Here is a 13,568-nt window from a genome sequence, read left to right on the forward strand (position 1 = left end):
CTATAACATTTCTTTCGCTTTTTGCCAATAATCCTCCATTTCAGTCAAAGATAGATCTGTAATTTTCTTACCTTCTTCCTTTGCCCCATTCTCTATACATTCAAATCGGCTAATAAATTTAGTATTGGTTCTTTCTAATGCAGTATCTGGATCAATATCTAGGAATCGAGCATAATTGATCAATGAAAAAAGCAAATCACCAAATTCCCCTTCTACTCTACTTTTATCGATTTTATCTACACTTAGTTCTTTCTTTAATTCTCCTAATTCTTCTTCAACTTTAGCCCATACATCTTCTTTTTTCTCCCAATCGAAACCAACACCTCTAGCCTTTTCTTGAATTCTATCCGCCTTTATCAAAGCTGGTAATGATTTTGGGACGCCACTTAATACCGTTTTTTTCTTCTCTCCTTCGGATTGTTTTATTTTCTCCCAATTTCGCTTTACGTCTTCTTCAGAATTAACTTTAACATCGCCATAAATATGAGGATGGCGTCGAATCAATTTTTCGCAAAGACTTGATATCACATCTTTAATATCAAACGCATTCGTTTCAGAAGCAATACGAGAATAAAAAACAATATGTAAGAGAACATCTCCTAATTCCTTCTTAATCTCCTCCATGTCCTTACTTAGAATCGCATCGGATAATTCATATGTTTCTTCAATGGTTAAATGGCGAATAGAATCTATCGTTTGCTTCATATCCCAAGGACATTGCTCTCGAAGCTCATCCATTATATTAAGCAACCGCTCAAATTCCTTTAATTTATTTTCCATAACCTTAAATTAGATCCACAAGTTAAGGATAAGATGTAATTCGTTTACTAATTTTAATGTTATGGGAACAATTCTTTTAGCAATTGCACTACTAGGTCTTGGTTTTGCAGGTATTGCGATTAAAATTCTTGTAAAGAAAGATGGGAAATTTGCTGGTACATGTAGCAGTAACAATCCAATGCTACAAACAGATGATGGCTCTTGTGGTATTTGTGGCGCTACTCGAGAAGAGAAGTGTCAGACGGGGGAGACTTCTTCCTGAAGTTATAGGTCTCATATCTTTCCCACTCCTTATCCTCATTTTCATAAATAAAATAAGCTTCAATATTTTTCATACTGTCTAGCAACATTTTAGAAGAATCTAATCCCAACACCATAAATAATGTAGCTAAACCATCTGCATCCATACAATTATCTGCAAGAACAGAAACACTCAATAAAGAATGAGCTACTGGTTTTCCTATCCTTGGATCAATAGTATGGGAATATTTTATTCCATCAATGATTTTATACTTTCTATAACTACCAGAAGTTGCTAATGCCATATTATTAACGTCAACTGCTACCTCATACCTATTCTCGAATACCTCTTCAACAGGACTCTCAACACCAACCACCCATATATTACCTTTATCATTTAATCCCTTAGCCTTTATCTCGCCCCCTACATTAATTAAATAATGATCTACATGCAGAGATTCAAAATAACTACCGATTACGTCGACAGTATACCCTTGAGCAATTGAATTAAAATCCAACTTCAATTCAGGAAAATCTTTAACTATTTCACCGTCAACAACTCTAACTTTATCCATACCAACATACCTCTTCAAATCTAAGAATGAAATAGAATCAAATGTATCTCTAGCGTGCGGTCCAAATCCCCAATAATTCACTAATGGAGCAACTGAGATATCAAAGGCTCCTTTAGACAAAAGACTTATTTCCGCAGCTCTTCTAAAAACAGATTTAAAATGAATATCGAGAAGAATGTCTTCGTTCCTATTTACTTTAGACACTAACGAAGAATCCAGATAACTGGACATAGACATATCTATTACGTGTAGGATTGAGTCTATTCCATGCTGATAGTCATAATTACCTTTATACTTTATTTTATAGAAAGTACCTTGAGCGCTTCCCGACAGAACCAAAAAGCTAGAATCAGCCATTTGTTTATTTGAAGTACCGCAACCAAAAAGCAGAGAATAACCAAATATTAATACAAATAACTTCAAGAAAATATTACGAATTGATAGACAGATTATATTATCCACCGAAATCATCGAATGACACGTTTTCTTCTGGAACGCCCCAGTCATCACACATTTTAAGAACTGCTTGATTCATCATTGGAGGCCCACAGAAATAAAACTCAATATCCTCTGGTGCATCATGGAGTTCCAATTGATACTTGATAACCGCTAGGTGAACAAAACCTAAGAAACCATCTCCTTTAGTGTCATCCATGTCCTTTTTCTCTACCCAGTTATCTTCTTCCATTGGCTCAGATAAAACTAAATAATATCTGAAATTCGGAAATTCTTTCGCTAACTCTTCAAAATGATCAACATAGAACAACTCACGTTTCGATCTACCACCGTACCAATATGTTACTTTCCTACCTGTCTTAAGAGTCTTAAATAATTCATAAAGATGTGATCTCATTGGAGCCATACCAGCACCACCACCGATATATATCATTTCAGAATCCGTTTCATGGATAAAGAATTCACCATATGGTCCTGATATAGTAACCTTATCACCTGGCTTTCTACCAAAAATATATGAAGAAGCAATTCCAGGATTTACTTCAGCCCAACCACCAATATTAGGGTCAAACGGCGGACAAGCCACACGAACATTCAACATAATTTTTCTTCCTTCAGCTGGGTAACTAGCCATTGAGTAAGCTCTAACAATTTCTTCATCGTCATTATTCATTGTAAGAGGCCATAATTTAAACTTATCCCACTCATACTGAAACTTATCCGGCTCACCAGGATGTTCTTTAGGATGTGCTTCAATATCCATATCAGCAAACTTAACCTCGCCTGCAGGAATTTTTATTTGAATATAACCACCAGCTTTATAATCCATATCTTCCGGGATTTCAACTACAAATTCTTTAATAAAAGAAGCAACATTATAATTAGACACAACTGTAGCTTCCCACTCTTTGATTCCCAAAACTTCCTCAGGAACCTGAATCTCCATATCTTCCTTAATCTTAACTTGACAACCCAATCTCCAGTTATCAGCAATTTCTTTCCTCGTAAAATGAGGCTTTTCAGTCGGTAAAATATCACCACCACCACTAATAACTTGACAACGACACTGAACGCAAGTACCACCACCACCACAAGCAGAAGGCAAAAAGATACCTTGACTTCCTAATGTAGATAAAATAGTTCCTCCGCCTTCAACTTCCATGGTTCTTTCACCATTATTGATGCTCAAATTGATCGCACCACTCGGTGACAACTTTGCTTTTGCAAATAAGATAATACTAACCAACAACAACGTAAAGAATAGGAAAGCTCCTACTGCCGCTAATACTGTTGGTCCCATTGCTAGATAAATCATAACCTCTTTCTTATCCTAATTCTATGCCCATGAAGCTCATGAACGCCATTCCCATTAGTCCAGTGATAATAAACGTAATTCCTAATCCTCTTAGCGGAGCAGGTACGTTTGAATATCTAATTTTTTCTCTAATTGCTGCAATAGCAACAATTGCCAATAACCAACCAACTCCAGAACCAAATCCAAACATAGTTGCCTCACCTATCGTAGAATATTCTCGATCTTGCATAAAAAGTGCACCACCTAATATTGAGCAGTTTACCGCAATTAATGGTAAGAAAATCCCAAGAGCACCATATAATGCCGGGGCAAATTTCTCAACTAACATTTCAACTAACTGTACAATAGAAGCAATGATCGCTATGAACATAATAAAACTTAAGAAACTTAAATCGACCTCTGGCATCCCAGCCCAAGCCAATGCACCTTCTGCCAAAACATAATTCTCTAATAGGTAATTTACAGGTATTGTAACACACAATACAAATATTACAGCAAAGCCCAATCCTACCGCTGTATTAACTGTTTTTGAAACAGCCAAATACGAACACATACCTAAAAAATAGGCAAAGATCATATTCTCAATGAATACGCCTTTTATAAATATGTTTACTAAATCTTGCATAGTTTACTTATTAATGCGTTTCAATCAATTTGGTATTCCTAGAACGTTGAGCCCAGATAATCAATCCTACCACGATCAAAGCCATTGGAGGTAAAATCATTAATCCATTTGGCTCGTAACCAAATCTTAACAACACGTCTACTCCGAATAGTTTTCCTGAACCAAATAGCTCTCTAAAGAAAGCAACCAATACTAATATTGCACCATACGCAGCACCATTTCCGATACCATCTAAAAATGCTGGCCATGGCTTATTCGCAAGAGCAAATGCCTCCAATCTCCCCATAATTATACAGTTCGTAATAATTAAGCCTACAAATACACTTAATTGCTTACTCACATCGTATACAAATGCCTTTAAAACTTGGTCTACCAAGATTACCAAAAATGCGACAACAACTAATTGAACGATAATTCGAATTCTATCTGGAACAATATTTCTAATTAACGATATAAGCAAATTTGAAAATGCACAAACAAATACTACAGAAATACTCATTACCACGGATGGTTCCAGTTTAACTGTAATAGCTAAAGCTGAACAAATCCCTAGTACCTGAACAGTAACTGGATTATTATCATCCATTGGATCAGATAATAATCTTTTATTCTTTTTAGAAAATAAAGGTTCTGACTTTTCTTTAACTGCCGGTGCCTTTACTTCTTCTGCTGCTACTTCGCTCATTGTACTTCTTTTACAATTTTTTGAAATATGGAAGGTAGTTTTTAAATGCCGTCCCAATCATGTTAGATACTCCAACACTCGTAATCGTTGCTCCTGAAAGTGCATCAACTTGATGAGCGCCAGTAGCATTACCTTTTACAACTTTAATTGGAGTATACTCCCCTCCTTCTGTTATCGTTTTGCCTATAAAGCTATCTTGAAAAGCATCAGTTGTGATTTCTGCTCCTAGCCCTGGTGTTTCAGTCTTGTGATCGAATGTTGCTCCATATACAGTATTAAGATCATCTTCTAAAGCCAAATAACCCCAAACCGGACCCCATAGCCCTTTACCCCTTACCTCTACGATATAAAAAGTCTTGCCATCAAGTTTACATATATATAATGGAAATTGCTGATCTGCTTCGTCCTTCTTAAGCTCTGCCTTTAATTTTACATTAAATGCATCCTTTCCTATCTCCTCACCTTTGTTGTTTACAACAATCTCAGTAATGTATTCCTCATACAATCCTTGCGCATCATCTCTCGAGGTTTCAACTTTAACCGCTTTAAGAATATTTTGCATTTTTTCTTTACGTACATTCTCTTTCTGAAAAGGCTTCAACCCTTCTGCAGTGATCGCAAGTACTGTCCCCACAATAACAACCATTACTGTAGCAAAAATGAAAGTGGATTTGTTACTATTCTTGTCCATACTTTTTAAGCGTTAGCTCTTTTCAATCTTTTCTGAATATTTGCATTCAATACATAATGGTCAATTACTGGAGCCATTACATTCATAAATAGAATTGCTAGCATCATACCTTCTGGATATGCAGGGTTAAACACTCTAAACATGATTGCAAAAAACCCGATAAAAAATCCATAAATATACTTTCCTGTATTGGTTTGAGTAGCCGTTACAGGATCTGTTGCCATAAATACAGCACCAAAAGCAAAACCTCCAATCATTAACTGTGTCAATGGTGCTACCTCCATAAATGGAGTTGCTCCCCACATGTTAAATATTAATGCCATAATATAACCACCAATACCCACAGATAGCATTGTTCTCCAACTTGCTATTCCGGTTATTAGAAGTATAGCAGCTCCTATTAAACATGCTAATGTTGATGTCTCCCCAATTGATCCCGGTAAATAACCATAAAATAAATCCATCGTCGATAGTTCTCCACCACTTGCTCCAATGAAATTTTCACCTTTTGTAATCGCCTGAGATAAAACTGTTTCACCAGTATAACCATCAACTAATCTTTGCCCTTGATCTAAAGTTGTGTCAACCCAAACCTTATCTCCAGACATATCTGAAGGATAAGCAAAGAATAGAAACGCTCTCGCAGTAATTGCTGGATTTACGATATTCATTCCTGTACCGCCAAAAACTTCTTTTCCGATAATCACGGCAAACGCAGTTGCCACACCAACCATCCAAAGAGGAATACCTACTGGTAAGATTAATGGGATTAACATACCTGAAACTAAAAACCCTTCATTTAATGCATGACCTCTAATAATCGCCGCAGCAAATTCAATTCCAAGTCCTACACCATAAGAAACACCGACAATTGGCAAAACAAGTATAGCTCCGTACAACATTTTCTCTTGCATGCCATCGCCTAAAGCAATAAACTCACCAAGAGCAATGTAGTGCTGATGTCCGGCATTCCAAATCCCAAAAAGCAAACAAGGGATCATCGCCAAAACCACAGTAATCATAGTTCTTTTCAAATCAATACCATCTCTAATATGAGATCCATACTTAGTTGTGTGCCCTGGCACAAACATGAATGTTTCAAGCGCATCGTAAGCAGGAAAAAACTTTTCCAACTTCCCACCTTTCTCAAAGTTGGGCTTTACTTTAGCTAATATGTCCAATAATGCTTTCATTATCCTTCTCTAACCATTTCAATTCCTTCCCTTACAATTTTCTGAACATCAATCTTAGATGTACAAACAAACTCGCAAAGTGCAAAGTCCTCTGGAGACACTTCATATATACCAAGGTTTTCCATCAATTCAATATCTCCAACCATTATAGCCTTAACTAGTTGATTCGGATATATATCCATAGGGAAAACTTTTTCATACTGACCAGTCATAACATATGCCCGTTCTTCTCCTCTTAAGTTCGTAGTTAGTTTATACTTTTTAGATGGCATTAACCATGACAAGAAAGTTCTAGAAACACTCATTTTATCCAAGCCAAGAGACATCCATCCCATGAATTCAGGTTCATTCCCTTCTGGGATAACAGAAATTTGAGTATCATAAAACCCTAAGTAACCTTCATTCGTGATTTTAGATCCAGATAATACGTTTCCACTAATATATCGCTGATCGCCTTCCTCTATGTTGTTTTGAACTAACTTTTTAATATTAGCACCCACATAAGACCTCATATACTTTGCACTTTTTACTGAAGATCCAGTAATTGCAACAATTCTTGACGAATCAAATTTCCCTTCACCAAACAGTCTGCCTATTGTCAAGACATCTTGAGGAGCAACATACCAAACAATATCTCCCTTATTAATTGGATCTATGTGATGAATCTGAACACCTACATTACCTGCTGGATGCGGTCCTGTTACATTATTTACTTGCACCAATTTAGACTCAGAGAAAACCTTTGACACTTTAACATCTGGGTTAATATTCAAATTCACCTTACCCTCTGTTAACTTAGCAAGGGCATCAAGTCCTTTTTGAAATAATACACCTTCCCCATGTAAAACAAAATCATTATCTGGCGCTAATGGGTTTGTATCAAAACAGGAGATAAAAATCGATTTTGGTTTATCTGCCGGATTAGCCACAGTACTAAATGGCCTTTGCCTAATAAAAGGCCAAACTCCAGACTTAAGTAAATTAGAAATTATATCCTCTCTACTCATCGAAGTAGGATCCCCTTTTACAAACTCCTCGAATTGAATCTCCCTATCCGCGATAATGCGAATTTCCTCTATTCTTCTTTTAGAGCCTCTTACAATTTCTGCAATCTCGCCACTAACTGGAGCCGTAAACGAGATTTGATCATTATTTTTATCGTAAAACAATTGGCTTCCTGCTTTCACTTTACCACCAACTTTCACAGCTAACTTAGGTGTTAACCCTTCGAAATCCAGCGGATTAATAGCTACTGAATCAGGCATCTCGACAGAGACAAGGACCTTTTCAGCCTCGCCTTCTAACTTAATATCTACCCCTTTTAAAATCTTTATATTTACCATCGATAGTTTTTACCCTATTCTTAAATACTAACCCAAATGTATAAATTTGTTTAATTTTAGAATGAGAAAACGTTGATTTTTTAATGTCGTTACATCAAATTTATTGTTAACGATACTTCAATCATCTCTTTTTTAACTTGACACAATGGTCTTTACAGCTATTTAACTCCAAATTCCGAAGAAAAAAAATTGAATAATAATTCACTAAATAAAACAGTAGCGGCTGTTTTCTCCTTAATATTCCTAATAAGTGCTTGCGATAGCACTAAAAAAGCAACGTCAATTGCCAATAATTCATTGAGCAACTCCGATTCTTCTGAATTTGTAGTAACAGAAGATGATTACTATAGCGAAGACGTAATTTATTTTGAAAACAAAAAATATCGCGACAGTATTCATTCTATTCAACTTTCTCCTTCACAAAACCATTTAGGATTCCCTATAATTGAGTTAAACTCAAATAACACGTTAAAACTTTCATTTGATTTTCTGTCGAATGAGCCCAAAACATACAATTACAGCTTAGTTCATTGTGATTCCAAATGGAACCCTTCTCCTATTAGTCCTTTAGAATATATTGATGGATTTGAAAATGGAGACATTACAGAGTATGAATTTTCGTTTAACACAATCCAACAATATTTACATTATTCTCTCTCTTTCCCTACTAAAGAGATGAAAATAACACGATCTGGAAACTACATCATTAAAATTTTCGAAGATTATGATCCTTCTAAAATTATGTTTACACAACGTTTTCTTGTCCTTGAAGACAAATTAAATATCACCCCCAGACTTAAACGGCCAGCACAAATTTCACAACGAGAGTATAAACAAGAGATAGATTTTAAAATAAATCGAGGTGGGTATCAAATAGACGACCCATTCGAAGACTTGAAAATTGTAATTCTTCAAAACGAACGTTGGGATAATCGAAAAGAAGGGATTAACCCAACTTTCGTAAACGACAATGAGCTTATTTACGATTATGATGATGAAAATGTCTTTAAAGGAGGCAATGAATTCCGCTTTTTTGATATCAAAAGTTTCCGTTATAAAACCCAGTATGTTGCAGAAAATTACTTCGACACTATTAATCATGTAATTCTTAAAACTGATTCTAAAAAAACCTTTAGTATGTATTCAAATTTTCCGGATATAAATGGGAAATATGTAATTCGCGTTCAAGAAGGAACCGATAATGACATTCACCCAGACTATGCCTGGGTCAACTTTAATTTAGAATTTGAAGAACCGGCTAATGACGGAAACCTATACATATTTGGACAATTATCGAATTGGGGGTTCCCTGAAACACATCGTCTAGAATATAATATGTCCACTAAGTCTTATCAAAAATCAATTTTCCTTAAACAAGGCTATTACAATTACTGTTATATGTTTGTTAAAGACGATGAACAATCTGGTGACATGAGTTTTATAGAAGGTACTCACTTTGTTACCAACAACGAGTATATAATCCTGGTATACCACAAAGGAATCAGTAATGATTACGAGAAGCTTATTGGGTTTTCAAAATTCAAATCCTCCTCCTTTTAATTCCCATCCCTGCCTGTATTACCCATTTCCATAACATAAGTAAAAACACTGAAAAAGCATAGTTGATGTTTGAAACTATTTTCAACAAACTATGTTGAACTACAATAAAACACTACTATTGCTATACAACAACATGAAATGACAGCATTACTAACGGAAGGTGTTAAGGTAAGCGTTCAAACAAAGTTTGACGATAGAAATTCTTATCCGGATAAGGCATATTTCATATTCCACTACGAAATTACAATTGAGAACAAAAATGACTTCCCCGTTCAACTACTTAGAAGACACTGGTTTATCCAAGACTCAAGCAGAGAACATCGCGAAGTAGAGGGAAAAGGAGTTGTTGGTCAACAACCGATTCTAAAACCTGGCGAGGCATACGTTTACCAGTCATCTTGCAACCTAATAACAGATATTGGCAATATGGAAGGTAAATACATAATGCAACGTATTGATAACAAATCAAACTTTGAAGTTAGTATTCCAAAATTCGAACTTATCGTTCCTCAAAAATTGAATTAATACCATATGAGAAAAGGATTTTTTAAAACAAAACCCGCCTTTAATGAACCAATATATCAATATTCCATAAACTCCGAAGAACGTAAAGATCTGAAGGACAAAATAGCAGAGTTAAGAGAGCAGATTATAGATGCTCCAATGCTAATAAATGGCGATAATGTATTTACCGAAGACAAAATAGCCATGGTAGCCCCACATGACCACAAGCATATTCTCGGCTATTACAACAAGGGTTCTAACAAGCATGTGCAAGAGGCTATTGAATCTGCTCTCAATTCAAAAACAAAATGGTCTAACTATACTTGGGAAAAAAGAGCCTCCATCTTTTTAAAGGCAGCGGATCTTGTATCAGGTAAGTATCGAATGGAAATCAACGCTGCAACGATGCTAGGTCAATCTAAAAATGCATACCAAGCAGAAATAGATGCAGCCTGTGAATTTGCCGATTTCCTGCGTTACAACGTGCAATTCATGCAAGACATATACACTATTCAACCTGAGTCGCCGAAAGGCACTTGGAACCAATTAGAATATCGCCCATTAGAAGGATTTGTTTTTGCTCTTACCCCTTTCAACTTTACTGCAATAGCAGGAAACTTACCATCCAGTGCCGCCTTAATGGGTAATACAGTTGTTTGGAAACCTTCGCATCATCAAATTTATTCTTGCCAGGTAATTATTAAAATATTTAAAGAAGCTGGTTTGCCCGATGGGGTCATTAATCTTATATACGTTGATGGAGAGATTGCCGGGAAGGAAATTCTTAGCCACAAAGATTTTGCAGGAATCCACTTCACAGGCTCTACAGCAGTTTTTAAGGAAATCTGGAAAACAATTGGCAAAAATATTTCCACTTACAAATCATACCCTCGTATCGTTGGAGAAACAGGTGGTAAAGATTTTATATTGGTTCATAATTCGGCAGAAGTAGATATAATCGTTACAGCACTGGTAAGAGGTGCATTCGAATATCAAGGACAAAAATGTTCTGCGGCATCGAGAGCATATATTCCCCAAAGCATTTGGCCTCAGGTTAAAGGAAAACTAATTACTACTGTTGAATCCCTTAAAATTGGACCCACTGAAGATTTTTCAAACTTTATTAATGCCGTAATAAGCGAGAAATCTTTTGATAATCTAGTTGAGTTTATCGAAGCAGCAAAGGCAGATTCGAATGCAGAAATTATCGTAGGTGGAAGCTATAATAAATCGCATGGCTATTTCATACACCCCACGGTAATCAAAGCATATGACCCTTATTATATTACAATGACGAAAGAGTTATTTGGACCTATTCTTACGCTTTATGTTTATCAGGATGATGAGTTTGATGCAACCCTAACCCTGATCAATTCATCTAGTGAATATGCACTTACAGGGTCCATTATATCTCAAGACAGAGATATTATCAATCAAGCATCTAGTGCTCTTTCAAATGCGGCTGGAAACTTCTACATCAACGATAAACCAACTGGAGCTGTTGTCGGACAACAACCGTTTGGTGGAGCAAGAGCCTCCGGAACCAACGACAAAGCAGGATCCATGTTCAACTTACTACGATGGGTTTCTCCGAGAACAATTAAAGAAACTCTCGTTCCTTCAACAAATTACCGATACCCCTTCCATGAGGCAGAATAGGCTTATCCATGCCGAACTGTTCATAACTTGAAACGTTATACTATTAAATCCTATTAATTGAACCTAATTTTGAACAAACGGATAAGCGCAATGAAATATTTAAGATACATAAGTAACAGATACGCGCTTACAACTATTATTTTCTTAGTCTGGATGGCATTTTTAGATGCCAATAATCTTTTTTCTCAACGGAAATTAAGAGTTAATCTTTACGAAAAAGCCGATCAAAAAGAACGTCTTAAAATACAGATTGAAAAAATCAACATTGACATGCATGATTTAACAACTAATCCAAAATCTTTGGAAAAATTTGCCCGAGAAAAGTATCTAATGAAGAAAGAAAATGAAATTATCTTTGTGATAATGGAAAAAGAAAAGGAAGAAATCCTATCCCTTACAAGGGCATCCTTATCCCCTCTTTAGAATCACTGAAAGTGAAACGATATTATCGTCATTTGCGAATTTAATCGTTCTATTGGTGTTGAATAAAGCGTATTATCTTGAACCAACACATTTCTTAATCCATAAGACTTTTTAAGTTCCACACTTAATTTAAAATACTGTAAGTAAAAATCGATCCCTACCCCTATTTCCCAATAAATATCGTCCTGCTTCAGTTTCACAATCTTTTCCGAATCAGAAAAATTTTCATTGTCTATTTTAATTTGAGAAGCTAAGTCCAAAGTATATTTACCCCCTCCAATCATATACATTCTCATGTTATTTAATCGGTTCGACTTATACTTCAACAAAACAGGGAATTCTAAAAATGTCGATTCAATCCTTCTGTCTACTTGTTCTATAGAACTTCCCGTGACCCCACTTCTAACCTTATACTCTAATACCCGCTCAGAAAATGAGATGGCAGGCATAAAACGAAGATCATACCAATCATTTATCCTCATATTAGATAATATCCCTAATAAAAAACCTGCCTGCTTTAAAACTTCAACTGAAGCAATATCTGGATACAAATTGATATCCGAATTTTTCTTCACACGAAAACTTGTAGTATTAGCAGCTAAAGTGAATCCAAACTTAAAGACCCTATCTACATCATGCTTAGGAAGGTTCTCAACTTTCTGCTTCTGGGCGTAGCTAGACAACGAATAGCTAGTTATCAGTATAAGAATCCAAATTCGCTTCATCTTTCAGCTCTTAGTTTCATCCTAAACTCTTTAATCGAAGTATTATTTTTTTCCGGTATAAATTGAGGCAATACCAAATAACAATGGCCTACACGTTGTCTCAACAAATCCTTGCTCCATCATTAATTCTAGGAAATCGTCCCCATCAGGAAATGCTTCTACAGATTCAGGTAGATACGTGTATGCGGAATTGTCATCAGAAAAAACCTTTCCAATAACCGGCAGCACCATGTTGAAGTAAAAGGTATATATCTGCTTTATTGGAAACTTGGCAGGCTTTGAGAATTCTAAGACAACTAGCATCCCATCCTTCTTTAATACGCGAAACATATCTGAAAGTCCTTTAGGGACGTCCTCGAAATTCCTCACTCCAAAGCCAATTGTTATAGCATCAAAAGAGTCATTATCGTAGGCAATATTCTCCCCATCACCTTGTTCTAAAAATATACGATCTTGATATCCCTTTTTTTCAATTTTAGAAATCCCAACGTTGATCATTTCCTTAGAAATATCTATTCCGATAACTCTTTCTGGATTTAGAGATAACGATTCTATCGCAAAATCTCCAGTTCCAGTAGCCACATCTAATATACTTTTAGGTTTAAGAGGCCTTAAAATATTAACTGCTTTTTTTCGCCATAAGATATCTATTCCTAGCGATAGCAGATGATTTAAAAAATCATAACTGCCAGCTATCTTATCGAACATAGTGGCTACCTGTTCTTTTTTACTTATTGACTTGTCGTTATACGGTGTAACCTTGGTGCCCATACTATAATTGGTTAGGAGCGCAA

Annotated in this window: 15 protein-coding genes; 5 read left to right on the top strand and 10 right to left on the bottom strand. The window is 35.8% G+C overall.

Going from position 1 to position 13,568, the window contains the following annotated elements:
• Complete coding sequence (gene mazG / locus HRT72_13550) at nt 1-780, bottom strand: nucleoside triphosphate pyrophosphohydrolase (GenBank protein NQY68734.1); 780 nt, start codon at nt 778-780, stop codon at nt 1-3.
• A gap of 61 nt (nt 781-841) precedes the next feature.
• On the opposite strand from mazG, the gene HRT72_13555 reads away from it, so the two are divergent.
• Nucleotides 842-1,042: a membrane or secreted protein gene (locus HRT72_13555; protein ID NQY68735.1), complete on the top strand. Its 201-nt coding sequence runs from the start codon at nt 842-844 to the stop codon at nt 1,040-1,042.
• On the opposite strand, the gene HRT72_13560 is transcribed toward HRT72_13555, so the two are convergent.
• The 7 genes from HRT72_13560 to HRT72_13590 form a co-directional block, all read right to left on the bottom strand.
• Complete coding sequence (locus HRT72_13560; GenBank protein NQY68736.1) at nt 999-1,952, bottom strand: FAD:protein FMN transferase; 954 nt, start codon at nt 1,950-1,952, stop codon at nt 999-1,001. The genes HRT72_13555 and HRT72_13560 overlap by 44 nt on opposite strands.
• A gap of 97 nt (nt 1,953-2,049) precedes the next feature.
• A complete protein-coding gene (locus tag HRT72_13565; protein NQY68737.1) occupies nt 2,050-3,366 on the bottom strand; it encodes an NADH:ubiquinone reductase (Na(+)-transporting) subunit F in 1,317 nt (438 codons plus the stop codon).
• A 10-nt stretch (nt 3,367-3,376) separates the two neighbouring features.
• Complete coding sequence (gene nqrE, locus HRT72_13570; protein ID NQY68738.1) at nt 3,377-3,991, bottom strand: NADH:ubiquinone reductase (Na(+)-transporting) subunit E; 615 nt, start codon at nt 3,989-3,991, stop codon at nt 3,377-3,379.
• Nucleotides 3,992-4,001: 10 nt separating this feature from the next.
• Entirely contained in the window at nt 4,002-4,676 is a 675-nt protein-coding gene (locus HRT72_13575) for an NADH:ubiquinone reductase (Na(+)-transporting) subunit D (protein ID NQY68739.1), read from the bottom strand.
• Nucleotides 4,677-4,686: 10 nt separating this feature from the next.
• Nucleotides 4,687-5,367 carry an NADH:ubiquinone reductase (Na(+)-transporting) subunit C gene (nqrC, locus tag HRT72_13580; GenBank protein ID NQY68740.1) on the bottom strand — a complete coding sequence of 227 codons (681 nt, stop codon included), beginning with the start codon at nt 5,365-5,367 and terminating at the stop codon, nt 4,687-4,689.
• A 5-nt stretch (nt 5,368-5,372) separates the two neighbouring features.
• Nucleotides 5,373-6,560, bottom strand: coding sequence for an NADH:ubiquinone reductase (Na(+)-transporting) subunit B (locus tag HRT72_13585; GenBank protein ID NQY68741.1), 1,188 nt, complete (start codon nt 6,558-6,560; stop codon nt 5,373-5,375).
• Nucleotides 6,560-7,903, bottom strand: coding sequence for a Na(+)-translocating NADH-quinone reductase subunit A (locus HRT72_13590; protein NQY68742.1), 1,344 nt, complete (start codon nt 7,901-7,903; stop codon nt 6,560-6,562). The genes HRT72_13585 and HRT72_13590 overlap by 1 nt, the downstream gene beginning before the upstream one ends.
• Before the next feature lie 189 nt (nt 7,904-8,092).
• Here HRT72_13590 and HRT72_13595 point away from each other — a divergent pair, with 189 nt between their 5' ends.
• The 4 genes from HRT72_13595 (at nt 8,093) to HRT72_13610 (ending at nt 12,049) form a co-directional block, all read left to right on the top strand.
• Nucleotides 8,093-9,463, top strand: a complete 1,371-nt coding sequence (locus HRT72_13595) for a DUF5103 domain-containing protein (GenBank protein ID NQY68743.1) — start codon at nt 8,093-8,095, stop codon at nt 9,461-9,463.
• 138 nt (nt 9,464-9,601) lie between these two features.
• Complete coding sequence (apaG, locus tag HRT72_13600; protein ID NQY68744.1) at nt 9,602-9,988, top strand: Co2+/Mg2+ efflux protein ApaG; 387 nt, start codon at nt 9,602-9,604, stop codon at nt 9,986-9,988.
• Between the two features lie 6 nt (nt 9,989-9,994).
• Entirely contained in the window at nt 9,995-11,626 is a 1,632-nt protein-coding gene (gene pruA, locus HRT72_13605; protein ID NQY68745.1) for an L-glutamate gamma-semialdehyde dehydrogenase, read from the top strand.
• A 90-nt stretch (nt 11,627-11,716) separates the two neighbouring features.
• Nucleotides 11,717-12,049, top strand: a complete 333-nt coding sequence (locus HRT72_13610) for a septum formation initiator family protein (GenBank protein NQY68746.1) — start codon at nt 11,717-11,719, stop codon at nt 12,047-12,049.
• Between the two features lie 2 nt (nt 12,050-12,051).
• Here HRT72_13610 and HRT72_13615 read toward each other — a convergent pair whose 3' ends face one another.
• Nucleotides 12,052-12,774 carry a PorT family protein gene (locus tag HRT72_13615; protein ID NQY68747.1) on the bottom strand — a complete coding sequence of 241 codons (723 nt, stop codon included), beginning with the start codon at nt 12,772-12,774 and terminating at the stop codon, nt 12,052-12,054.
• Nucleotides 12,775-12,816: 42 nt separating this feature from the next.
• On the bottom strand, nt 12,817-13,545 hold the full coding sequence (ubiE, locus tag HRT72_13620; protein ID NQY68748.1) for a bifunctional demethylmenaquinone methyltransferase/2-methoxy-6-polyprenyl-1,4-benzoquinol methylase UbiE: 729 nt from the start codon (nt 13,543-13,545) through the stop codon (nt 12,817-12,819).
• Between the last annotated feature and the right edge of the window lie 23 nt (nt 13,546-13,568).

This window comes from Flavobacteriales bacterium, from assembly GCA_013214975.1.
GTDB lineage: Bacteria > Bacteroidota > Bacteroidia > DT-38 > DT-38 > DT-38.